The 22,231-nt window shown below is 70.3% G+C and carries 19 protein-coding genes; 10 read left to right on the top strand and 9 right to left on the bottom strand.

What is annotated here, in order from left to right:
- The first annotated feature begins 75 nt into the window (after positions 1-75).
- The 8 genes from ACVTJA_RS46825 (at position 76) to larC (ending at position 7,950) form a co-directional block, all read left to right on the top strand.
- A complete protein-coding gene (locus ACVTJA_RS46825; RefSeq protein ID WP_465830667.1) occupies positions 76-1,401 on the top strand; it encodes a methyl-accepting chemotaxis protein in 1,326 nt (441 codons plus the stop codon).
- Positions 1,398-2,066: an MmcQ/YjbR family DNA-binding protein gene (locus tag ACVTJA_RS46820; protein ID WP_465830666.1), complete on the top strand. Its 669-nt coding sequence runs from the start codon at positions 1,398-1,400 to the stop codon at positions 2,064-2,066. The genes ACVTJA_RS46825 and ACVTJA_RS46820 overlap by 4 nt, the downstream gene beginning before the upstream one ends.
- A gap of 43 nt (positions 2,067-2,109) precedes the next feature.
- Positions 2,110-2,532, top strand: coding sequence for a chemotaxis protein CheW (locus ACVTJA_RS46815; RefSeq protein WP_465830664.1), 423 nt, complete (start codon positions 2,110-2,112; stop codon positions 2,530-2,532).
- A 69-nt stretch (positions 2,533-2,601) separates the two neighbouring features.
- A complete protein-coding gene (locus tag ACVTJA_RS46810) occupies positions 2,602-2,970 on the top strand; it encodes a response regulator (RefSeq protein ID WP_011556618.1) in 369 nt (122 codons plus the stop codon).
- Between the two features lie 50 nt (positions 2,971-3,020).
- Entirely contained in the window at positions 3,021-5,396 is a 2,376-nt protein-coding gene (locus tag ACVTJA_RS46805) for a chemotaxis protein CheA (protein ID WP_465830661.1), read from the top strand.
- The gene (locus tag ACVTJA_RS46800; RefSeq protein ID WP_465830660.1) at positions 5,393-5,998 is read left to right on the top strand and encodes a chemotaxis protein CheC; all 606 of its coding nucleotides are present in this window, start codon (positions 5,393-5,395) and stop codon (positions 5,996-5,998) included. Before ACVTJA_RS46805 ends, ACVTJA_RS46800 begins: the two co-directional genes overlap by 4 nt.
- A 25-nt stretch (positions 5,999-6,023) precedes the next feature.
- On the top strand, positions 6,024-6,776 hold the full coding sequence (gene larB, locus ACVTJA_RS46795) for a nickel pincer cofactor biosynthesis protein LarB (protein ID WP_206724145.1): 753 nt from the start codon (positions 6,024-6,026) through the stop codon (positions 6,774-6,776).
- A 1-nt stretch (position 6,777) separates the two neighbouring features.
- Complete coding sequence (gene larC, locus ACVTJA_RS46790) at positions 6,778-7,950, top strand: nickel pincer cofactor biosynthesis protein LarC (RefSeq protein WP_465830658.1); 1,173 nt, start codon at positions 6,778-6,780, stop codon at positions 7,948-7,950.
- 3 nt (positions 7,951-7,953) lie between these two features.
- Here larC and ACVTJA_RS46785 read toward each other — a convergent pair whose 3' ends face one another.
- From ACVTJA_RS46785 to ACVTJA_RS46755, 7 genes are all read right to left on the bottom strand, one after another.
- Positions 7,954-8,676: a hypothetical protein gene (locus ACVTJA_RS46785; protein ID WP_465830656.1), complete on the bottom strand. Its 723-nt coding sequence runs from the start codon at positions 8,674-8,676 to the stop codon at positions 7,954-7,956.
- Positions 8,673-10,235, bottom strand: coding sequence for an AAA family ATPase (locus ACVTJA_RS46780; RefSeq protein WP_465830654.1), 1,563 nt, complete (start codon positions 10,233-10,235; stop codon positions 8,673-8,675). Before ACVTJA_RS46780 ends, ACVTJA_RS46785 begins: the two co-directional genes overlap by 4 nt.
- A gap of 161 nt (positions 10,236-10,396) precedes the next feature.
- Positions 10,397-11,179, bottom strand: a complete 783-nt coding sequence (locus tag ACVTJA_RS46775; RefSeq protein WP_465830652.1) for a VOC family protein — start codon at positions 11,177-11,179, stop codon at positions 10,397-10,399.
- 127 nt (positions 11,180-11,306) lie between these two features.
- Positions 11,307-12,203 carry a Gfo/Idh/MocA family protein gene (locus tag ACVTJA_RS46770; protein ID WP_465830644.1) on the bottom strand — a complete coding sequence of 299 codons (897 nt, stop codon included), beginning with the start codon at positions 12,201-12,203 and terminating at the stop codon, positions 11,307-11,309.
- Between the two features lie 27 nt (positions 12,204-12,230).
- Entirely contained in the window at positions 12,231-12,728 is a 498-nt protein-coding gene (locus ACVTJA_RS46765) for a hypothetical protein (RefSeq protein WP_465830642.1), read from the bottom strand.
- 198 nt (positions 12,729-12,926) lie between these two features.
- On the bottom strand, positions 12,927-14,312 hold the full coding sequence (locus tag ACVTJA_RS46760; protein ID WP_465830640.1) for an ATP-binding protein: 1,386 nt from the start codon (positions 14,310-14,312) through the stop codon (positions 12,927-12,929).
- 300 nt (positions 14,313-14,612) lie between these two features.
- Positions 14,613-16,328: a DUF6311 domain-containing protein gene (locus ACVTJA_RS46755; protein ID WP_465830638.1), complete on the bottom strand. Its 1,716-nt coding sequence runs from the start codon at positions 16,326-16,328 to the stop codon at positions 14,613-14,615.
- Between the two features lie 282 nt (positions 16,329-16,610).
- Here ACVTJA_RS46755 and ACVTJA_RS46750 point away from each other — a divergent pair, with 282 nt between their 5' ends.
- Entirely contained in the window at positions 16,611-18,125 is a 1,515-nt protein-coding gene (locus ACVTJA_RS46750; RefSeq protein ID WP_465830636.1) for a matrixin family metalloprotease, read from the top strand.
- A gap of 70 nt (positions 18,126-18,195) precedes the next feature.
- Positions 18,196-19,104, top strand: coding sequence for a hypothetical protein (locus ACVTJA_RS46745; RefSeq protein ID WP_465830634.1), 909 nt, complete (start codon positions 18,196-18,198; stop codon positions 19,102-19,104).
- Positions 19,105-19,123: 19 nt separating this feature from the next.
- Here ACVTJA_RS46745 and ACVTJA_RS46740 read toward each other — a convergent pair whose 3' ends face one another.
- Together ACVTJA_RS46740 and ACVTJA_RS46735 are read right to left on the bottom strand one after the other, a co-directional pair.
- Positions 19,124-20,068 (bottom strand): hypothetical protein, encoded by a 945-nt coding sequence (locus ACVTJA_RS46740; RefSeq protein WP_465830633.1) that lies wholly within the window; start codon positions 20,066-20,068, stop codon positions 19,124-19,126.
- Positions 20,069-20,185: 117 nt separating this feature from the next.
- Positions 20,186-22,225, bottom strand: a complete 2,040-nt coding sequence (locus ACVTJA_RS46735) for a DUF7151 family protein (protein WP_465830631.1) — start codon at positions 22,223-22,225, stop codon at positions 20,186-20,188.
- Positions 22,226-22,231: the final 6 nt, after the last annotated feature.

Here is a 22,231-nt window from a genome sequence, read left to right as displayed (position 1 = left end):
CTCCCCTGAAAGCATCCCGTGCGCCGTCCCCTTCGCGACGACACATCCCCCGGACTATCTCCCCGCCGCGAGCCCGTGACGCGACTGCTCCGGGCCGTGGACAGCCCCCGTGCCACGCGTGAGGTCTCCCTCCACCGGAAGATTCTCAACGGCTACGTCGTGCTGGGGCTGCTCCTCACGGTGTGGATGTTCTCCTCGGACATCATCTTCCGGGAGCTGAGCCCCGAGCCTTCCATCTGGAAGGACCTGGTGCGCGGCGGTGTCGCCATCTTCATCACCGGCGGGGCCGCGGCGCTGCTGCCCTCGTTGCTCGCGCGCGTCACCCGCGTGAAGGTGCTCAGCCGCTCCGCGTACGAAATCTCCCAGGGAGATTTGTCCAAGCCGGTGGCCGCCGAGGGCGGCAGCACCCGCGACGAAATCGATGAGCTGACCGGCGCCATCACCCGCATGCAGGAGAACCTGCGCGAGCTGGTGGGCAAGATTCAGGAGACGGCCAAGAGCGTCGCCGACACCGCCATCGACCTGCAGCGCTCGGCGGAGAACGTCAACGGCTCCACGGAAGAAGTGGGCTCGTCGATGAACAAGATTGCCTCGGGCGCCGAGTCGCAGTCTCAGCTCGTGTCCAAGGCGTCGAAGGTCATCACCGAGATGGCCGGCAGCATCCAGCGCACCACCGCCAGCGCCGAGGACGCCGCGAAGACGGCGGCCGAGACGAGCAGCGCGGCGGAGGACGGCTCCAAGGCGGCGCGGCTCGCGGGCGACAAGGTGAAGAAGGTCTTCAACCGCATCGAGTCCGCCAGCCAGCAGGTGTTCGCCTTCGGCGAGAAGACGCAGGAAATCTCCAAAATCGTCGACGCGATTACGCAGGTGGCGCAGCAGACGAACCTGCTGGCGCTCAACGCCACGATTGAGGCGGCGCGCGCGGGCGAGTACGGCCGCGGCTTCGCGGTGGTGGCCGACGAGGTCCGCAAGCTGGCGGAGAGCGCCGGCCGTTCCGCCGAGCAGATCTCCAAGCTGGCGCGCGACATCTCCGGCCAGTCCACCTCCGTGGTGAGCGCCATGAAGGAGGGCATCGCGGAGCTGGCGGAGGGCCGCGAGGACCTGGGCAACATCGTCCGCTCCATGGGCGCCATCACCGACACCATCCGCAAGGCCACGGAGAAGGTGCACCTCATCTCCGAGAGCACCCGCGAGCAGCTCAAGGGCAGCGAGGAGATGGTGAAGGCCATCGAGGAAATCAAGTCGGTGGCGCGCAACAACGCGTCCTCCACCGAGGCCATCCAGGAAGTCATCCAGGAGCAGACGGCCGCCGTGTCGCGCATGACGTCGCTGGCCAGCGAGCTGACCAACCTCTCCGTCGAGCTGCAGAGCGTCGTGCGCAGCTTCCGCCTCGGCCCATGACCACGACTCCCGTCGCGAACCCGGACCCGAAGCTCCAGGCCGCCGAGGACCGCCTGCGCGAGGTGATGCTCTCGCTGCCGGAGGCCACCGAGGACTTCCCCTGGGGCCACCGCGCCGGCAAGGTGAAGGGGAAGATGTTCGCCATCCTCGTGCTCGAGGAGGCGCAGCTGACCGTCACCACCAAGCTGCCCGAGTCCAACGCCGCCGCCCTCATGCTCCCCTTCACCGCGCCCACCGGCTACGGGATGGGCAAGAGCGGCTGGGTGACCTCCATCTTCAAGTCCGGGCAGGACGTCCCCGTGGAGCTGCTCGGCCAGTGGATCCACGAGAGTTTCCGCGCCGTCGCGCCGCAGAAGGTGCTCAAGGCGATGGGCGCGGGGTCTCCCCCTGAGGATGGGGAGGCGAAGGCGGGCGCGGCGGCGAAGAAGGCCGCTGCTCCGAAGAAGGCTCTGGTAAAGGCTGGCGCCGTGAAGAAGGCTGCGGCGAAGAGCTCGGTGGCCAAGGCCGGTGCATCGAAGAAGGCTTCCGCGAAGAAGCCGGCGGCGAAGAAGGCCGCTGCTCCCAAGAAGGCGGCGCCGGCGTCCGGCACCGCGAAGAAGGTTGCTTCCGGGAAGGCCCCCGCCTCCTCGGCGCGGCGCGGCAAGGCCGCTGCCCGATCCGCTTAGCTCGCAGTTCCCGCCGTTTCAAAGCTGATAGAACGTTACCCCTGTGCGGCACGTCATCTTCCGGGTGGAGAAAGAGCGCTACGGGCTGCCGCTGTCGGCGGTGCGGGAGGTCGTCGTGCCTCCCGAGCGCTTCACGCGGGTGCCTCGCGCGCCCCCGGCGATTACCGGGGTGATGAACCTTCGCGGCAGGGTCGTGACGGTGGTGGAGTTGCGGCAGCTCCTGAGCCTGCCCGAGGGCCCCACGCCCTCGGCGCGGGTGGTGCTGCTGGACCGCGGGCGGCGAGATTTGGGCCTTCTGGTGACGGATGTGGACGGAATCGAAGCGGTGGAACGGGTCAGTTCGGCGCCCGGGAAGCTGACGCCCGCCGTCCGGGGCGTCGCCCGGCTGGGTGGTCTGGGTGTAACCGTCCTGGACCCCGAGGGGCTGGATGCCGCAGTGGTTGCCTTGTTCACCCATTCCAAGTGAGTAGCCCCCTGGAAAGCGCGGATGCTAGTGTCCGCGCTCCTCTAGGTGATTCGGAGGCGGAGTTTCTCAATGGCTAAGCGGGTCCTGGTCGTCGACGACGCCATCTTCATGCGCAACATGATCAAGGACATCTTTGCGTCTGGAGGGTTCGAGGTCGTCGGTGAGGCCGCCAACGGGCTGGAAGCGGTCGAGAAGTACAAGGAGCTCAAGCCCGACCTCACCACGATGGACATCGTGATGCCGTTCAAGAGCGGCATCGAGGCCACGCGGGAGATCATCAAGGCGGACAGCAGCGCCGTGGTCATCATGTGCTCGGCGCTCGGTCAGGAGAGCCTGGTGATGGAGGCCATCGAGGCGGGTGCGTCCGACTTCATCGTCAAGCCGTTCCGTGCCGAGGACGTGCTGGCGGTGGTGAAGAAGGTGCTGGGAGAGACGTGAGCGGACTCGCCCCACGGCGGCCGTTCCCTTCGTCCTGACGAGGCCGGGCCATGACCATGGACATGTCCCGCTACCTCGGACTCTTCATCTCCGAGGCCACGGACCACCTGGAAGCGCTCGGGCGCGACCTCGTGCAGTTGGAGCGCGAGGGTTCCGCCAGCGTGGTGGACTCCATGTTCCGTCATGCCCACTCGGTGAAGGGCATGGCGTCCTCCATGGGCTTCGAGTCCATCGCCATCCTCGCCCACCGCGTGGAGGACCTGGTCGACGCCGTGCGGCAGGACCGCGGGCGCCTGGACCGGGACGTGGTGGACCTGCTCCTCACAGCGGCCGACACCATGCTCGCGCAGGTGAGGGCCGTGGCGGAGAACAAGCCGCCCGATGATGCCTCGGTGTTGCTGACGCAGCTCGGCACTCGCGTCACCGCGATGACGGGCCAGGCGCTGGCCGTCACCCGCGTCGCCAAGGTCACCGCGCTGAAGCCGGCCGGTGGCGCTTCGGAGGAGGCGGGTGGTGCGGCGTCCGGAGCCCAGGTGGGCGGCGCGGGCACGGGCTCCGCGGCATCGGTGGGGACGCAGGGCGGTGCGAAGACCGCTGGCGGCGGCGCCGATTCATCGGAAGCCTCCGGTGCATCCTCCGCGTCCCGCGCGTCGGGCGTGGTCGGGATGGCGGGGGCCTCCGTTCCGGTGGCGGGCCTGGGCCTGCCTCCGGATCTGCTCTCGCCGGGGGCTGCCTCTCCGGACTCGACGGGCTCCTCCGCCACGGTGCCCTCCGTGGGCGCGGCCCCGGGCGCGGTGGCCGTCGTCGCGGCGGCGCTGGGGCTGGCCGTCCCTGCCCCGACGGACCTGGGCGACAGCCTGAAGGCCTCGGCGAGCGTGCCTCCCTCGGCGGCCCTCCAGCCCACCCCGGTGCCGGTGCCCGCCGTGCCGGACGCGCGCGTCGCCTCGCAGCGCTGGGCCGTGCGGCTGCGAATCGCCCCCACGTGCCAGGTGCCCGGTGTGCGCGCGTTCCTCGTGCACAAGCGGCTCACCAACCTGGGCTCGCTGGTGGACCTGCGGCCCGCGCTGGAGGAGCTGAAGGCCGGCCGCATCCCCGACGGCTACATCCAGCTCGAGCTGGAGACGACGGCCGGCGACACCGGCATCCAGGCCGCCCTCAAGAACGTGGCCGAGGTGGAGGTCATCTCGGTGAAGCCGGCGGTGGCCGTGCCCGCCCCGGTCAGCGCGCCGCCGCCGACGGCCGACGGCAGCCGCCCCGTCAACGACTCCTCGTCGCGCACGGTGCGCGTGCGCACGGAGCTCCTCGACTACTTCCTCGACACGGTGGGCGAGTTGATGCTCGCCACGGCCCGCCTGCGCGAGGTGGGCAAGGTGCTGCCGGAGAACACGCGCCCCGCGCTGGAAGAGGGCGTCTACCGGCTGCACACGCTGGTGAAGGACCTGCACGACAAGGTGATGACGGCGCGCATGACGCCGCTGTCGCTCATCACCGACCGGCTGCCCCGCGCCGCGCGCGACATCGCCCGCCGCAAGGAGCGCGAGGTCGACCTCGTCATCACCGGCGCCGAAATCGAGCTGGACCGCGCGATTCTGGATGAGCTCGCGGACCCGCTGATGCACCTGCTGCGCAACTGCATCGACCACGGGCTCGAGTCCCCCGAGGAGCGCATCGCCGCGAAGAAGGGGCCGCGCGGGCGCGTGCTCGTCGCGGTGAAGCGCGCCCGGGACCGCGTCATCATCGAAATCGAGGACGACGGCCGCGGCATGGACCCCGCGAAGCTGAAGACCTCGGCGGTGGCCAAGGGGCTCTTGTCCGTGGAGAACGCGGCACGCCTGACGGACCGCGAGGCCTTCCTGCTGTCCTGTCTGCCGGGCGTCTCCACCGCCAAGGACATCACCGACATCTCCGGCCGCGGCGTGGGCATGGACGCGGTGAAGCGCGTGGTGGAGAACGTCGGCGGCACGCTGGAAATCGACAGCGAGAAGGGCCGGGGCACGCGCTTCACGCTGCGGCTGCCGCTGACGGTGGCCGTGGTGCACCTGCTCCTCGTGGAGGTGGGCGAGGAGGTGTTCGGCCTGCCCATCGCCAAGGTGGTGGGTGCGACGGAGGCGGACGGCGACATGCTCAGCCGCAGCCGTGAGACGGCGCTGCTGCCTCATGGCAACTCGCTGCTGCCGGTGCACTCGCTGGACTCGCTGGTGGGGGTGCCGGCCCCGGCGAGGCAGGGGGCGAGACCCTTCGTGGTGATGGACGCGGACTCCGGGCGTGTGGCGCTGGCGGTGGACCGGCTGCTGGGCCAGGAGGAGGTGGTGCTCAAGCCGCTGTCCCGGCCGCTCGACTTGCTGCCCGGCTTGTCCGGCGTCACCATCCTCGGTAGTGGCCGTCCGGTGTTCATCCTGGACGTGCCGAGGTTACTGTCCGCGTGAGCCTCCCCCTTCCCAACGACCCGCAGGTGGACCTCCTGCGCGAGCTGACCAACATCGGCTCCGGCCAGGCGGTCAATGCGCTCTCCCGACTCATGGGCGGGAGGAAGGTGGACCTCTCCATTCCCCGCGTGCTGATGACGGGTGGCGCCCTGGGTGCCGCGTCGCTGCTGGACGGAAACGCCCCGGGGGTGATGGTGGCGTTCGGCATGGAAGGGGATGAGCTCATCGGGGACCTGCTGCTCATCCTGCCCCGCGCGGACGCGAGCGCGATGGAGTCGCTGCTGCTGGGCGGGCATCCGGCCCAGCAGGCCGAGCGCGACAGTGTGATGGCCGAGGTCGGCAACATCGCGGCGAGCGCCTTCCTGTCCGCCGTGGGCCGGCTGACGGGCTGGAAGCTGATGCCCTCGGTGCCGGAGATGCACCGCTGCGACGCGCGCGAGGCGTTGGAGAAGCTGGTGGCCCGCAAAATCAACACCCGCGACGTGGTGGTGATGGAGGCCCGCTTCCAGGCGGCCACGGTGCCGCCAGTGGGTGGGCAGGTGCTGTGGCTGCTGGATCGCCAGAGCGCCAACGACCTGCACGAGCGGCTGCTGGGCGGGTAGCCGGTTTCGCGGTAGACGGGCGCCCATGGATGAGAAGGCGCTGAAGCAGCTCCTCGGGAGCGTGAAGTCGGGCCGCGTGTCGGTGGATGACGCCGTCGGCAAGCTGAAGGATTTGCCCTTCGCGGAGCTGGGCTATGCGACGCTCGACACGCACCGCAACCTGCGCTTCGGCTTCCCGGAGGTGGTGCTGGGCGAGCCGAAGACGGTGGAGCAGCTCCTGGGCATCGTCGCCGCGCTGGTGGAGCGCAAGCAGACGGTGCTGGTGACGCGGCTGCAGCCGGACAAGGCGGAGGCGCTGGTGGCGCGCTTCCCCAAGGGCGAGTACCACCCGGTGGCCCGCATCTTCCACCTCAAGCAGGGCAAGGTGCGCGCGGGGAAGGTGGCCGTGGTGACGGCCGGCACCAGCGACATCCCCGTGGCGGAGGAAGCGGCCATCACCGCCGAGGCCATGGGCGCCGAGGTGCGGCGCGTCTACGACGTGGGCGTGGCGGGCATCCACCGGCTCCTGCGGCGGCGGGAGGAAATCCAGGAGTGCCACGCGGCCGTCGTCGTCGCGGGCATGGAGGGCGCGCTGGGCAGCGCGCTGGGAGGCCTCGTGGGCATCCCCGTGGTGGCGGTGCCGACGTCCGTGGGCTACGGCGCCAACTTCAAGGGCGTGTCCGCGCTGCTGGCCATGGTGAACTCGTGCGCCTCCAACGTGGCCACGGTGAACATCGACAACGGCTTCGGCGGCGGCTTCTACGCGGCGCTGATTTCCCGCACGAAGGGACGGCGCTGACATGCGGCGCATCCTCTACCTGGAGCCCGTGGGCGGCATCGCCGGGGACATGTTCCTCGCGGCCGGCGTGGACCTGGGGCTTTTGCCCGCGGAGATTGAAAAGGCACTGAGCGGGCTCAGCGTGCCGGGCTGGAAGCTGGCGGTGCAGCGCGCGGTGCGCCACGCCATCAGCGGCACGCACCTGGACGTGGTGCTGGACGCGCGCGAGGTGCATCCGCACCGGGCCTACTCGGACATCCGGAAGCTGATTGAGGCCGCGCCCACGCTGCCGGAGCGCGCGAAGGAGCGGGCACTGGCGGTGTTCCGCGCCATCGGCGAGGCCGAGGCGAAGGTGCACGGCGTGTCCATCGACGACATCCATTTCCACGAAGTGGGCGCGGTGGACTCCATCGTGGACATCTGCGGCGCGGCGGTGGTGCTGGAGCTGCTGGGCAACCCGGAGGTGTACGCGGCGCCGCCGCCGCTGGGCAGCGGCACCATCCGCGTGGCCCACGGCAACATGCCCATTCCCGTGCCCGCCACGCTGGAATTGCTGCGCGACGTGCCTGTGCGCTTCGAGGGCGTGGGCGAATTGACGACGCCCACCGGCGCGGCGCTGCTCAAGGTGCTCACGCACATCGGCCACCCTCCCAACTTCATCGTGGAGAAGGTGGGCTACGGCGTCGGGACGAAGGACTTCCGCGACAGGCCCAACGTGCTGCGCGCATCGCTGGGCCGCATGGACGAGGCGCCCACGGAAGGCCTCTGGGTGGTGGAGGCCAACCTGGACGACGCCACGCCGCAGTTGTTGGGGCACCTGGTGGAGCGGCTGCTCGCGGTGGGCGCGCTGGACGCGTGGGTGGCGCCGGTGGTGATGAAGAAGAGCCGGCCCGGACATCTGCTGAGCGCGGTGGTGGAGGGCGGCAAGCGCGAGACGGTGATGGACACGGTGCTGCGCGAGTCCACCACGCTGGGCGTGCGCTACCACCGCGTGGAGCGGCAGGCGCTGGAGCGCGACTGGGTGGAGGTGGAGACTCCGTGGGGCAGGGTCCGCGTGAAGCGCGGGCTGCGCGATGGCGCCGTGCTCAACGCGCATCCGGAGTTCGAGGACTGCCGCAAGGTGGCCGAGGCCGCGGGCGTGCCCGTGAAGCAGGTGATGGCCGCGGCGGTGGCGGCGCTCTCCCGGGCGGGCTGAGGCTCAGCGCCGCCGCTTTCCAAGGAGGTTGGGGGGAATGAAGAGGACGGCGAGCAGGGCGCAGAGGCCCATCCCCGCCAACTGCGTCCCTCCTTCCCCGAAGCGCAGGAGCCCCAGTGCCAGGCCCACGACTCCCGCCAGCGTCAGCCAGCGGAGGCGCCGGTCGGGGATGAGCGACAGCAGCGCCGTGGCCACCGTCGCGTGCTGGATGCCGTGGCGCAGCAAGCCGTAGGACTGCTCCTCCTTGCGGAGTTGCTCCAGCATGCGCGCGAGTCGCTCCGCGTCCTCGCGCTTCTGCTGTGCCTCCTGCTGCCGCTGGGTTTCGAGCTGGCGCAGGGCCTCGCGCTCGTCCTCCAGCGTCCGCGTCAGCCCCTGCTTCCGCTCCTGCCAGAGGCGCTCGTTGTATTCGAGCTGCTGCGGCGTCCCGAGGTCCGCGCCGCACATGCTGCACGTCCGCGCGAAGCGGCCATTCTCGGACTCACACTGCATGCAGCGCGGGAAGCGGCGCGCGTCCTCCTCGGGAGGCTGGGCGAGCCCCACGGGCGCGTCGTGGCCCTTGAAGCGCTCCAGGTGTGCCTCGGGAATGGCGGCCTCCTGGGGCGCGTCCTTCCGCTCCTCCATGGACTCGAAGCGGCCGCCGCTCTGGAGCCGCGAGGACGTCTCCGGCTCCGGGCGCTCGGCGCGCGCACGCTCCAGGTGGAGGAAGCGGGAGAGGCGGGGTTTCATCTCGGGCTCCCGGGCGTGGCGTGCGTGGAGGCCGGACGCGTGCGGCCTCGCGCCCACTCACGCAGCCGGCCAATCTCGTCGCCCATCGTCACGGAGAGCGCAAAGGTGTCCTGGATGGCGCGCGTCAGGTGCTGCTGGGTGAGCTCCTTCCCCTCTGCGAAGGCTTCATAGAGGCCGGCGATGACCGCCTGCTCTATCTCCGCGCCGCTGAAGCCGGCGGTGAGCGTGGCCAGCTCGTCCACGTCGTACGCCGAGGGCTCGCGCTTCCGGCGGTGCAGGTGGATGCGGAAGATGTCCTGCCGCTCGGCCTGCTCCGGCAGGTCGATGAAGAAGATTTCGTCGAAGCGCCCCTTGCGCAGCACTTCCGGAGGCAGGCCGTCGATGCGGTTGGCGGTGGCAACCACGAAGACGGGCGCCGTCTTCTCCTGGAGCCACGTCAGCAGCGTGCCGAAGACGCGCGCGGACACGCCGCTGTCCCCCGTGCCGGAGGAGGCCACGCCCGACAGGCCCTTCTCGATTTCGTCCACCCACAGCACCACCGGCGCCACGCTCTCCGCCACGCGGATGGCCTTGCGCAGGTTCTCCTCGGACGAGCCAATCAGCCCGCTGAAGATGCGCCCCATGTCCAGCCGCAAGAGCGGCAGGTTCCAGTGCGCGGACACCGCCTTCGCGGTGAGGCTCTTGCCGCAGCCCTGCACACCCAGCAGCAGCAGGCCGCGCGGCTCGGGCAGGCCGAACTGGCGGGCGCGCTCTCCGAAGGCGGCGGTGCGCTGGCTCAGCCAGGACTTGAGGTTCGTCAGCCCGCCCACGTTCCCCAGGCTCTCCTCGGGCGGGTAGTACTCCAGCAGGCCGCTCTTGCGAATCACCTGCCGCTTCTCGTCCTGGATGCGCTTGATGTCCTCCGGCCCCAGCTTGCCGTCGGTGGCGATGGCCTTCGCGAAGGCGTTCTCCGCCTCCGACAGCGTCAGCCCGAGCGCCGCCTTGATGAGCTGGTCGGCGTGCTCGCGCGACAGCTCCACGGTGGCCTTGTTTCCCCTGCGCACCACCGCGACGATTTCCTTCAGCAGCCGGAGCAAATCGTTGTACCCGGGCAGCGGCACGTCGACGACGGAGACTTCCTTCTCCAGCTCGATGGGGATTTGCAGCGCGGGGGACAGGAGGATGACGGTGGTGAAGGTGCTCTTGAGGAAGTGGGCCAGCTCGCGCAGCGCGCGCACCACGCCCTTCTCTTCGAGATAGGGGTGGAAGTCCTTGAGCACCACCAGCGAGGGCTCGCCCAGCTTCTCAATCGCGGCCAGCGCGTCCATGGGCGAGCGCGTGTCCTCGGGCAGCGGCGCGGTGCGCGAGGTGCCCACGTTGCGCAGGCCCCGGATGATGGACCAGTGGAAGAGCGCCTTGCCGTGCGTGCGGGCCAGCTCCGCGAGGACGGCGTCCACGCGGTGCTCCTCCCACGAGACGAGGTACAGCAGCGGGTAGCGGGCCCGCACGAGGACGTCGAGCTCCTCGAGCCACGGCTCGGAGACACGGGAGGCTCGGGCGGAGTCTGGGGGCGTGGACATGGAGGCTCGCGGGGCGCGCTACGTCAGGCGTCCATCACGCAACGAATGGGGGCACGGCGCAAGGTGGGTGCCCTCCCGATAAGCGCGCGGCTGCGAGGCCGAAAACGGACGGGTGCCGGACAGGCGGGGGAGCACCGCCTGTTCGTGGGGACCCGAGGGGATTACTGGCCCTGCGCGGGCATGGCCAGCTTGATGACGGAGAACGTCGCGCCGGCCGGGTCGGCCACCACGGCCATGCGGCCATAGGGCGTGTCCATGGGCGGAGCGAGCACCTTGCCGCCCAGCTCGGTGGCCTTCTTCACTGTCGCGTCCGTGTCCGCCACGGCGAAGTAGTTCATCCAGTGCGGCGGCGCGTTCGCGGGGCTCTTGCCGTTCGTCTGGAAGACGCCGACGACGGGGTCCGGCCCCTTGTGCATCGCCCAGTAGTCCATGCCCTCCATCTTCTTCGGCTCCAACCCGAAGACGGCGGCGTAGAAGTCACGCGCGCGGGCGCCGTCGCGCGTGCTCACCTCGTGCCACGTCATGCTGCCGGGCTCGTTCACCCGCTGCGCGCCGTGGTGCTTCTTCGACTGCCACAGCCCGAAGTGCGCGCCCGTGGGGTCCGAGCAGAACGCGAGCCGCCCTTCCTCCATGACGTCCATGGGGCCCATGCCCACGTGACCGCCGTGCTTGCGCACGCGCGAGGCGTACGCGTCGATGTCATCCACCTCGAAGTAGACGCTCCACGCGGGAGGGAAGGGCGCGTCGGGCGGACGCTGGCCCATGCCCGCGACGTTGCGGCCGTCCACCTGGCACATCGTGTAGAAGTGCGTCTCCTTCGGGCCGACCTGGAACTTCCAGCCGAAGAGCGCGCCGTAGAAGGCTCGGGCCTTCTCCAGGTCCGGCGTCATCAGGTCCATCCAGGTAGGGGTTCCCACCGCGTGTTGGTCCACCGCGGGCATCATGCGCTCCTCGGGAAATGGGGAATGCCCGGGGGTTCGGGCGCGCGGAAACTACCAACACGTCCCTTCGCGTGGGGCGCGATGCGTCTGTGTCGCGAGTGCCGGGTTTGTAGGCGGAGCAGGACGGCGTTCATGCCCCGGGGCGCGATTCCAGGTGGACCCGGCGACCCTGCTCCTCGGACACCATGGCCGCCGCGAGTAGCTCCTGCACGGTGACGCCGTCCTCCAGCGTGGCGAGCCCGTCGCGCGGCTCACCGCGCAGCAGGCCGAGGAACCTCCGCGCGCCTTCGACATGCGCCTGGGCCCACGGCTCGCGCTCGCCGGGACGCGGCTCCAGGCCGGGCGCGAGGTCCCTCCATGCGCCGTGTTCGAAGCCGCGCACGGGGGACACGCACCAGCCCTCGCGAGAGGGCACGTAGCCTCCCGAGAAGCCGGCCTCCCAGCCGCGCCCGAGCAGTGTCCAGCCTCCGTGGATGCCCGGCTCCGGACATGCGGCGTGGGTGAGCATCAGCACCGCACCGGAGGACAGCCCCACATGCAGCGCCGCGGTGTGCACGGGGCGGCCGGAGAGCGACGCCTGCACCCAGACGGGGGAGGCGCCCGCGAGCCACAGTGCCGCGTCGATGACATGGGACATGCCGCCCCAGTCGCCCGAAGCGCCGAGCATCGGTCCGGTGGTGTTGCCTTCGTCGACAGCGAAGCCATTGCGCAACGTGAGTACGAGGTGGCGCACCGGCCGCTCCGCGAGCCACGCCTTCAGCGCGCGCAGGGACGGCAACATGCGGTAGGGGAAGCTCACCGCCGCCGGGCTTGCCGCGGAGTGCGCACGCGCGCGCAGGGCTCTCGCTTCCTCGGCGGTGCGCGTGAGTGGCTTCTCACAGAAGACAGGACGGCCCGCGCTCAGTGCCGCTTCCACATGCGCACGGTGGGCCGCGTCGGGCGAGGCCACCACCTCCGCGCCCGCCGCGCGGAAGGCGCCCACGTGCATGAGGCCCCACTTCGTTCCGATGACGCCGATGCGCACCATGGACGCGGAGCCTGCCAGAGCCCGGCGTCACATCCAGCGCAGCGAGAAGCGCCGCGTGCCCCCGCGCGTGGAGACCTTCGCCTCGGTGACAATCTTCCCGAAGCCCATCAGCAGGCCCCGGAAGGTACCGAGCAACAGCGGCGTGGGCAGGCGCGACTGCGTCTCCAGCTCCGCCGCCAGGGGCATGAAGGACACGGTGCGCGTGGAGTCCGCGTGCGGCAGGTTCCTCACCATGCCGCGCAGCAGGGCGTCGAAGTTGCCGAACACCTTCTCCACCGAGTCGAAGCCCAGGGCCCTCGCCAGCGGCAGCGTGCGCATCGCCGAGCGCTGCGCAATCGCCTCCACCGCCCGGTCTCCCAGCGCGGCATGCAGCTCGCCCGTCATGTGGACGTAGTCCTCCCACGCGTACCAGATGTCGTCGCGCATGCTGTTGATGCGCTGCTGGTGCTGTGGGAAGCGCGAGGACGCGGCGGTCATCGAGCCGAGGATGGCCTTGAACCAGGCGCCCTGAATCTCACCGGACATTTGAGCCTCCGCGTGCCCTCCAGTGTACACGCGGGCCAGCGCGGCACGGAGGTGCGGCCGAGTCCACGCCTTCAGTCCACCTCGGGCCATCCGCCCGCCGGGCGTGCGTGTAGCGGGTGACGCTCCGTCCCGGTTGGCGCGCCGCATCCGTCACCGGTTGAATTTCGCACCCGTACGGCGCCGGACATCCGCACGTCGCTACACGGGCAGGCGCACCTGAACGCGGGTGCCGCCGGGCTCGGACAGCACGCGCAGCTCGCCCCCGTGTCGCTCGACGATTCGGCGGCAGACATCCAGGCCCAGGCCCGCCGCGTGGGGCCGGGTGCTGAAGAAGGGCTCGAAGACGCGAGGCATCAGGTCCTTCGGGATGCCGGGCCCGTCGTCCGCCACCTCCACCACCGCCCGTCCGTTCTCCGCCCACGTGCGCAGCCGCAGGCGGCCGCCGTTTTCGCCCAGCGCCTGCAGCGCGTTGAGCACGAGCTGCGTCCACACCTCTTCGAGCGCGCCGTCCTCCGCCTTCATGCGCGGCAGGCTCTGCTCATACTGGCGCTCCACGGTGATGCGGTCCGTCAGGCGGTGGCTCAGCACGGACAGCGTGTGCTCCAGGCCTTCGTGCAGGTCCACCTCCTGCACCGGCAGGGAGTCGAGGAAGCTGTAGGCCTTCATTCCCTCGACCAGCGTGGACACGCGCGCGGTGCCGCGCTCCACCTCGGCCAGCAGCACGTCGCACGTCACCGCCGCCACCAGCCACGCGAGCACGTCGCTCAGTAGCGCCTCGCCCACGCGCATGGACACGGACTCCAGCCACGCGACGTCGAGCCCCGAGGCCACCAGCACCGGCGCCGCATCCCACGCCTCCGACACGCCGCGCGACTCCAGCCAGGTGCCCAGTGCCTCCTCGCGCTCCGCGCGGGCCACGGGCTCCAGCAGGGGAGACGTCCGGCCACGCTCGGCGGCCTCGCGCGGGAGGGCGAGCAGGGCCATTCGCTGCGCCGGGGACAGGCCGTGCTCGCCCAGCGCCATGGCTCGTGCGGACACCGCGCGCAGGGTGTCGCGCAGGCGCGCGGCGCTTCGCCTGGAGGAAGCGGCGGGGTTCTCCAGCTCACCCGCCAGCCCGGCCGCGAGCTGGCCGGCGGACAGCAGCTCCGGTTGCTGCGTGGAGCTCGTCTCGTGGGGCTGCTGGCGCTGCGAGGCGAGCTCCATCAGCCCGCGACTGAGCACCGGCGCCACGCGCAGCAGTTCCCAGAAGGTGGCCGGCTCCAGGCGGAACAGGCGCACGTCCGTCGCCGCGACGCCGGTGGACGGGTGGGGTGCGTTGAGGAAGAGGATGAGCTCGCCGAAGAGCTCGCCCGCGCCGAGCGACGCGACGGGCACGTCCTGCCCATTCACGTGGCGCGTCCACTCCGTGCGGCCCTCCAGGATGACGGAGAGCCCGTCGGCACGGTCGCCCTGCGTGGCGACGCGCGTGCCCGCCGCGAAGCGGAGCTGCCGCCCATGCTGGGTCATCCACTGGAGCTGCTCGTCGGTGAGCCGGGAGAACAACGGCACCCGGCGCAGCGCTGTGACGATGTCCTCGCTTCCCATACGTCTCCGATGCTGCCTTTCCCTGAGAGGGTGTCCATCTCCTGACCACGCCGGCCATGTGCCCGGACGGCGGGAGGAGCGCCCGGCCGCCCGGTGACTATCGCAGGTGAATGGGGCTTCAGGTGCTGAAAGGGTGCCTCCGTGCCGTGTCCGGCCCTGAGTGCTGGCTGTCCCCACAATCTGGCGCGGCGGAAGGCGTTCCAGCACCTGTGCGAAAGCGTCGGCCCGACTGCGGGCGACCTGGCGCGGCGATTGACGCCCCAGCGCCCGGGCGGAGGCGTGGGTCCGACTCCCGGCAACCTATCGCAGCGGCTGGCGCTCCAGTGCCCGGGCGAAGGCGTCTGTCCGGCTCCCCGCCACGCACACCGGCAGCCCCTCCAGCACGCCACAGCGGGCGCCCTGCTGGAGGAACTGGCCGAGCGCCTCGGGGGCCACCACGTAGGCCGTGTCCGCGTCGATGCCACCGGGGCGGAGCGGCGCGTTGCACTCCCGGGCCAGCTCCGGTGGCGAGCGCGGGGCATAGCCGCTGTTGAAGGTCAGCTTCATGCGGTAGGCCACGTAGCCGAGCGCATTCACCACCGGCTCGTCGTAGCGGCACACCCATTGGACGTGCGGCGGGAAGAGGGCGAGGTGCTGGTAGGTGCCGCGCAGCTCCGCCCACTCTGGGGCCTGAAGGCGGCGGAAGACCCCCGGCCGGTGCAGGTGGCTGCGGTCCGCGCGCCAGTCATGGGCCTGCACCCCGACGGCCAGCACCAGCCCCGCCGCGCCCACCCACGGCCGACCCCGCCACAGCCGCAGCCACAGCAGCATCGCGCAGGCCATCAGCAGGTAGCTCAGAGGCCACACGAAGCGCCCCGAGGAGCGGAAGGCCGACGTCAGGCGGGAGAGGGGCTCGTACAACGCTCTCAGGTCCACCACCTGCCGCCCCAGCCACGTCACGCGCCAGGACAGCGCGTAGACGGCCATCAGGAACACCGTCACCGCCAGCGGCACGCCACGGCGCCACGGCACGTCGCGCAGCATGCGGAAGCGGAACGTCGTGGCGAGCACGGCCAGGGCGAGCAGGAGCAGCACGCCCGCGCCCATGAAGCCGAAGCCCTCGCCCTGCCTCGGTGCGGCGTTCAGCGAAGGCAGCAGCTTGGACCAGCCCATGGGGTTGAGCAGCGTGGCCAGGTCCGCGGAGAAGTCGCCGAAGCCCTCCGCGCCCAGTCCGCTGGTGACGAAGTAGCCCAGGAGGAACACGGCGAGCGCGTCCAGCACGAGAAAGCCCAGCGAGGCCGCCACCGCCGCGCCCCACCCGAGCACCCTGCCGAGCGCGAACCGCACGGCCAGCGCCACCGCGAGCGGCGCGAGCATGGCCACCAGATACGCGTGCGTGCCCGCCGCCACCACGTTGAAGACGGCCGCCAGCGCCAGTGACTGTCTCGCGGTACGGGCATCCGGCGTGTCACGCAGGTGCAGCCACAGCATGGCCACCAGCACCCAGTGCGCGCACAGCGTGGGGTGGCCGAAGCGCGCCGCCATGGGGGGCGCCAGCGCCAGCAGCAGTCCGCCCAGCACCTGATGCACCGGGCGCGGCGACACCACCGCCACCAGCCGCGCGCCGAAGTAGCCCATCAGCATGAAGCACAGGGCCAACCAGGGGCCGATGAACTGGAAGTCCGCTGGCAGCAGCGGGCTGAAGAGCTTGAACAGCGCGGCCGCCAGCGGGTTGCCGTCCGTGAGCGCTATCGACGTGCCGTAGGGGTAGAGCTGGTTGGGCGAGGAGAGCGGCAGGCTCCAGGGAGCGTTGCGAAAGAAGAACCAGCCGAAGAGCTCGGCCGCCCAGTCCTCGCGCATCATCCAGTCGATGCGCGTGGGCGACAGGGTGTTGCCGCCGCCCAACCAGAGGTACCAGCCCAACCCGCCGAGCGCGGCCACCAGCGGGGCCCAACGGCTCGCACGCGAGGAGAGCGGAGGCGTCAGCGCGGGCGAGGGGGACTCCATCAACGCCGCCGGATTCGGGTTGTTGGACATGACGGTCTGAGCACGGGCGGCACTGTAGGGTCGCGCTTCCTGCCGGGGCAAGCTCCTGCTCCAGCCCGCGCAAACCCTACCTGATGGGGCCGGGCGCCTCCCGCGCCGAAGGCACATCCAGCCCGTCACCTGTCATGGCCGGAGGACAATCAGGCGAGTGGTTTTGGAAAAGCGCAAGTCTATTTTGTGTAATTAATTGCACTTGTTGTTGGATGGCTGTTCATGCTTCCTTGGCGGCGCCGTGGATATGGAGTCGTGCAACGGGTCGTTCAACGAGGGGTCATGAAACGCACCAGTGCTGTGCTTGTCTTTCTGATGGGATTCCTGTCCTCGTTCTCGGCGGGAGCCTATAGCTTCTGGTTCTACGGGATGAGGTGGAGTGACAACCCATACATCATCGATGTCGTCACGGGAGACTTTCAGTCCATCTTCGGCCTGGCGCCGCTGCGGACCATGCACCTGGCCCGTTCCGCCCTGCAGTCCTGGTTGAACGTGGGCGTCGGCTTCGCCACCCACATCGAGTTCTATGACACGACGTCGAGCGCGTCGGATGTGGAGATTGGAGCCAAGACGTGCTGCGACGGCGATTGTTCGGGAGGGGCGTGTGTGGGGCGCACTCAGGCCTGGCCCCTCTCCGTGTCGGACAACTGTGCCATCGACATCTACAACAACACGTCCGACCCGGACCCCTACTCGGACGACCGCAATGGCAAGTTGGACATCCAGTCCATCCTCACGCACGAGTTCGGTCATTGCATGGGGTTGGACCATCCTCCCGACGGCCAGGTGGAGGAGGCCGTCATGAAGCAGAAGCAATATGCCTTTGGCGCCTACCCGAAGCGGTTCCCTCGCGTGGACGACAAGACGGGCGCCCAGAACCGGCAGTTCGTGCGGGTCGCCCAGGTCAAGGTGAGGGAGCGCACCGGCGGAAGCTGGACGGTGGTGGGGCGGACTTCCGGAAGCGTTGGCGTCGCCACCCGTCGCAACGACGACTGGTCGCTCGTCGCATACGAAACCGACCACACGGACCCCGCTGACACGACCAGCAACCTGGCGCACGTCTTCATCAACGGGCAGACCTTCGGTCCCGAGTGCATCAACTCCACCGAGTGGACGTATGACGGCGTCGCCGTTTCCGAGGACCCGTCCGGGGGGTTCGCGACAGCGTACCTGGCGGCGAACGACGGGGCGGAAATCCTCGTGGCGCGGGGAATCTTCCCCACGTTCCTGGGCTGCACCTGGGGGACGCGTCAGCTGTCGGGGATGCACTCGCGCCGGCGCCCCAGCCTGGCGTTCGACCCGGGCACGAGCCGGCTCGTCATGACGTTCATCGACAAGGACACCGGCAAGCTGCGCTTCACCACCTCCACCACGTCCAATACGTGGACGGCTCAGAAGAACCTGGACACGGAGTGGACGGATGCGCCCGTGGCCATCGACTGTGGCTACTGGACGCCGGCCCAGGCCTACCGCTGCTTCACGGCCTTCCCGTCCGCCGACGGAACCCACACCCTGCGCATCGGGGAGGGATACATCAACAGCTCCGGGGACTATATGCACCTCGGCACCTATGTGGCCGGGGGCTACATCCTCAACGTGGCGGCGGACATCCAGATTATCGATGGCAACCGCCTGGAAATCATTCACGGCTCGACCCTGAACGCTCGCACCGCGTACCTGTATGTGCGTGATTGCAGCGGTTCGTCGTGCGTGGACAGCACGGCCCAGATTGATGGTCAGACGCTGCTGGGACCCGGCATCTCCCGGACGAAGCTGGTGACGGCGGGCGGCTATTGAGTTGTCCATGAACGGCGCCCGGCCGCCGTGGCGGTCGGAGTGCCGTGGCTCACTTCTGGAACAACGGACCATGATGAATTTCAAGAGACATGCATTGTTGTGCACGCTCGGCGCGGTCGCCGGGCTGGGCTCCGCTCTCGCCGCCCGGGTGCTCATGCCGGAGGACGTGCAGGCGCGCCTGCGCCCCGGGAGCGCACGGGGGCAGGTCGTCAATGACTTTTCGGACTATCCCTACGGCCCCGAAGGGTACGTGGCCCAGTCAGACGTCATCGTCACGGGCAGGGTCCTCCGGGTGCTGGATGCGCAGGCACACGCGGGCGGCGGCAGGAGCCCGAGGTACTACCACCAGCTCGAGGTCGAGGTGGCCGAGGTGCTCTACCAGAACCCGGAACGGGAGGAGCGGGCCGTGGGTGGGCGGGTCATCCTCTCCGTGCCCGCGGTGTCGTCGGACCTGTCGATGGGGCGGACGCCCGACGTGGCTCCGGGCCGTACACACCTGTTCTTCCTGCGCCGTTCGCCCTTCGTTCCAGGGGCCCATGTGCTCCTGCGAGGAGAGCACGGGGTGGTGGACCTGGAGAGCGCCTCGGTTCGCCACGAGGTGCTGCCGGGGGCTTCGCCTTCCGCCATTCTCGACGAGGTACGGCGGTACGCCGCGTCGGCGCGCGTGTCGGTGCCGGAGACGCGGCGTGAGGCGCTCGCGGCGGTGCCGCAGGATGTGCGCTCCGGCCGGTTCTACGGCAGGAGCACCACACCCGCGGGGGCTCGCCAGTCTCTCAAGAGCCTGGATGATGGGGTGGTGATGTTCGGAGCCCTCCCCAAGGGAGCCATTGCCTCGCGGCTCCATGTCGTCACCCTGGGGGAGCGGTGCTTCGTGCGCCTGCAGTGGGAGCCGGGCGCGGCCTCGGGGCCTGTCGCCCTGCACCTCAAGGATGCGGCCCTTCCGCGGGATTGTGAGGCCCTGCTCGACAAGACCTTCTGACGTACCGGGCCACGGCGTCTCAGGCCGTGGCCCGCATCGAGCGCGCCAGCTCCCGCACGAGCTGGCGCGCCATGCCTGGTGGGGGAAGCCCCGCCTGGCGGCATTCGTGCTCGGGGAGCACCGCCGCCGCGACATCCCGCTCCAGTGCGCGCCACGCTTCCCGCCGGGCCTCTTCGATGCGGCTCCGTGCCTCGTGGGACAGGCGATGCCGGGCCCACGCGTCGATGGACCACGAGAGCTCCGCGTGCCGCAGTTCGTCCGGAGCAATGGTCCGCAGCGCCTCGCGCACGGCCGGGTCCTCGGCGGTGCGCGCCTGCCAGCCCGCGAGGAGCGCGCCGAAGGTCTCACGCACGCAGCCCTCCACGGCATTCTCCAGGGCCAGCGCTTCCAGGGCCCGGGGCTGGAAGGGCGCCACCTCCAGCCTGGGCATCGAGGCCCCATGGCGCCGCGCCAGGCGCTCCATGGCCCGGGCGTGGCGCACCTCGTCCCTCGCCGAGCGGCGCGCCGCCCGCACCAGCCGCGCGGGAGCGCCGTGCGCCTCGAGCTCCTCCGCGAGCCGCTCGAAGGCCGGCACGGACGCGGCCTCCAGGTGCGCCATCCTCGCGTAGAGGGCGCCGAGCCAGGACACCCGCTCCGTCACCGCTCCGTCGCTCCGCAGGCCCTCGGGACGCCGGCCCTCGCAGAGCACCTGCACCTCGCACGTCACCTGGTCCGGGGACGAGGCGCCCTCGGAGCGCGACACCGCGCAGGGGGCCGCATGGCCCAGCGCCGCGCAGAGCTCCTCGCAGGGCATGTCCGCGGAGGCCGTGCCGCCGTCGCGCAGCTCGACGCTGCTGATGCGGAACGTCTCCTGCTCGGACGACGCCTCACAGCCCGAGGTCGACGACCAACACGCGAGGCCCGAGGTGAAGGGCGCGAGAAGCAGCAGGCGGGAAAGGGTACCGCGGAGCATCCGGCGGGACATGAGTGGCGTCCTCGTGTCTTCAATGCCCTGCCGGCCCGGGCGCGCCACAGTCTGTCATGGCGCGCGCCTGCCAGGAAGCCATGCCTGGCAGGGCGATGGGCGCGGCTGCGTGTCCGTCTACGGCCCGCAGGCGGTGACGTCGTCGTTCCGCTCGATGACCCGCTCCCCTGCGGGGCCCAGGTACACACCGTCCGCGAGCGACGTGGCCCGGCACGTGGGCAGCTTCGCGTTGTCCGTGACGACGAAGCGCGTGTCCACCCGCGTCAGCCCCGTCAGGCCCAGGCGCGTCAGGTTCGGGTTCGCCTGCACCACCAGCTCCTCCAACTCGCGCAGGCCGCTCAGGTCGCCCAGGCTCTCCAGCGCGTCGCTGTTGCGCACGTCGAGCTTGTCCAGGCGCAGCAGCCGTCCGAAGCCCGAGAGGTCATGGAGCAGCGGGTTGCCGCGGACGGAGAGCGTCCCTCCCACGTACCCGAGGGCGGGCAGGTCCTTCACGGCCCGCAGCTTCGCGTTGGCGCCGATGAAGAGCTCGCCGTCGACGAGCTCCAGCGCGGGCAGGTCGGACACCGTCTCCAGGGCGGAGTTGCCGGTGATGGAGATGGCGCCCACCCGCTCCAGGCCGGTCAGCTTTCCGATGGACGTCAGGCCGTCGTTCCCCGAGATGTCCAGCGTGCCGTCCACGCGCTGCACCGGCAGGCCCGTCAGGCTCTCCAGCGCGTCGTTGTCGCGGACCGACAGGTTGCCACCGACGCTCGTCAGGCTGTTGAGGCCATTCAGCGAGGTGAGGGCGGGGTTGGCGGCGATTGCCACCGTGCCACCCACCCGCTGCAGGTTCGACAGCGGCAGCTCCCGCAGCACGTCGTTGTCGCCGATGTAGATGTTGCCGGTGAGCTCCTCGACGAACGGGAGCAGGGCCGGGGATTCGAGCGAGTCGTTGTTCTCCAGGGTGAAGTCGCGGCGCGGGGCCACGAATTCCAGCCCGACCAGGGTCGTCAGCTTCGGATTGGAGATGAGTACCAGGTTGGTCCCCACCCACACCGCTGGCTCCAGACCCGTGCCCGAGCCCACGCCCATCTCCACTGTGTCCAGGATGCTGTTGTATCCCAGGTACAGCTCCATTCCCACGTAGCGCAGGCCCTTCAGCTCCAGGTGCTTCAGGCTCAGGGTGGAGGTGACGCGCACCCCTCCGTCCACCAACACCAGGTTCGGAAGCCGCACCTGCTCGGGAGCGGTGTTCTGGATGCGCAGCGTGCCGCGGATTCGGGAGATGGGCTCCAGCGCCAGGACATCCGCCGCGTCGTCCACCACGTAGTCCCCGTCGTACGTCAGGGTCGCCTGGCACACGTACGCGCTGGCGAGGACCTCGTCGTCGCCGAGCGCTCCACTCCCGTCGGTGTCCTGGCCCACGTCCACCGCGGTGCCACCCGTGGGGCAGGTCACGCCGGCCGGCTCCGGACGCAGGCGCTTGATGACCTGGTTGAAGCTGGCGCACAGGGGCACCGTGGCCCGCAGTTCGCCGTCCTCCAGCTCCCCGTTCCGGTTCACGTCCGAGCCCGCCTCCACCAGGGTGCCGTTGGTGCGGCAGCCCCCGCCGAAGGGATTGGCCAGCAGCACGCTGAGACGCGCGAGCACCGGCTCCTTCTCCGTGCACCCGTACACCTCGCTGGTGACTTCCCCGTCATCGAGGAGGTGGTCGCCGTCGGCGTCATGCCCGGCCTGGACCCGCTGTCCGCCCAGGGGGCACCTCTGCCCGGAGGGGACCGGCTGCGTGGTCACCAGCACGTCCGGAACGGCGGTGGCGCAGACGTACGCGGTGGCCGACACCTCGGCCTCTTCGAGCGTGCCGCTGGAGTCCACGTCCACGCCCGACAGCACCGCCTGTCCGCCATGTTCGCAGTTCGCCCCCTTGGGCTCCGTCCGCTGGGACGTGAGCACCTCGAAGCAGATGTACCGGGTGCCCGTCACCTCGCCGTCGTCGAGCTCCCCGTCGTCATCCAGGTCCACGCCCGACTGCACCGCCGTGCCGCCGTGCTCGCAGTTCTCGCCGGAGTCCTCCCCGGCCTCCCGCGTGAGCGCCGCGTGCTGCCGCACCAGTTGCTTGAGGTCGATGCCGTCACAGCCCGCCACCAGCACCAGCGCCGCCATCCACGTCCATCGCATCGGTGC

The sequence above is a fragment of the Pyxidicoccus sp. M6 genome, assembly GCF_055568925.1.
Note: the sequence above shows the minus strand (reverse complement) of the source record. Positions and strands in the feature narration are given on the sequence as shown.

Coding starts and splice junctions, on each gene's coding strand:
- ACVTJA_RS46820 (WP_465830666.1), top strand. CDS start 1,398: ATGACCACGACTCCCGTCGCGAACCCGGACCCGAAGCTCCAGGCCGCC.
- ACVTJA_RS46810 (WP_011556618.1), top strand. CDS start 2,602: ATGGCTAAGCGGGTCCTGGTCGTCGACGACGCCATCTTCATGCGCAAC.
- ACVTJA_RS46805 (WP_465830661.1), top strand. CDS start 3,021: ATGACCATGGACATGTCCCGCTACCTCGGACTCTTCATCTCCGAGGCC.
- larB (WP_206724145.1), top strand. CDS start 6,024: ATGGATGAGAAGGCGCTGAAGCAGCTCCTCGGGAGCGTGAAGTCGGGC.
- larC (WP_465830658.1), top strand. CDS start 6,778: ATGCGGCGCATCCTCTACCTGGAGCCCGTGGGCGGCATCGCCGGGGAC.
- ACVTJA_RS46785 (WP_465830656.1), bottom strand. CDS start 8,676: ATGAAACCCCGCCTCTCCCGCTTCCTCCACCTGGAGCGTGCGCGCGCC.
- ACVTJA_RS46780 (WP_465830654.1), bottom strand. CDS start 10,235: ATGTCCACGCCCCCAGACTCCGCCCGAGCCTCCCGTGTCTCCGAGCCG.
- ACVTJA_RS46775 (WP_465830652.1), bottom strand. CDS start 11,179: ATGATGCCCGCGGTGGACCAACACGCGGTGGGAACCCCTACCTGGATG.
- ACVTJA_RS46770 (WP_465830644.1), bottom strand. CDS start 12,203: ATGGTGCGCATCGGCGTCATCGGAACGAAGTGGGGCCTCATGCACGTG.
- ACVTJA_RS46765 (WP_465830642.1), bottom strand. CDS start 12,728: ATGTCCGGTGAGATTCAGGGCGCCTGGTTCAAGGCCATCCTCGGCTCG.
- ACVTJA_RS46760 (WP_465830640.1), bottom strand. CDS start 14,312: ATGGGAAGCGAGGACATCGTCACAGCGCTGCGCCGGGTGCCGTTGTTC.
- ACVTJA_RS46755 (WP_465830638.1), bottom strand. CDS start 16,328: ATGTCCAACAACCCGAATCCGGCGGCGTTGATGGAGTCCCCCTCGCCC.
- ACVTJA_RS46750 (WP_465830636.1), top strand. CDS start 16,611: ATGAAACGCACCAGTGCTGTGCTTGTCTTTCTGATGGGATTCCTGTCC.
- ACVTJA_RS46745 (WP_465830634.1), top strand. CDS start 18,196: ATGATGAATTTCAAGAGACATGCATTGTTGTGCACGCTCGGCGCGGTC.
- ACVTJA_RS46740 (WP_465830633.1), bottom strand. CDS start 20,068: ATGTCCCGCCGGATGCTCCGCGGTACCCTTTCCCGCCTGCTGCTTCTC.
- ACVTJA_RS46735 (WP_465830631.1), bottom strand. CDS start 22,225: ATGCGATGGACGTGGATGGCGGCGCTGGTGCTGGTGGCGGGCTGTGAC.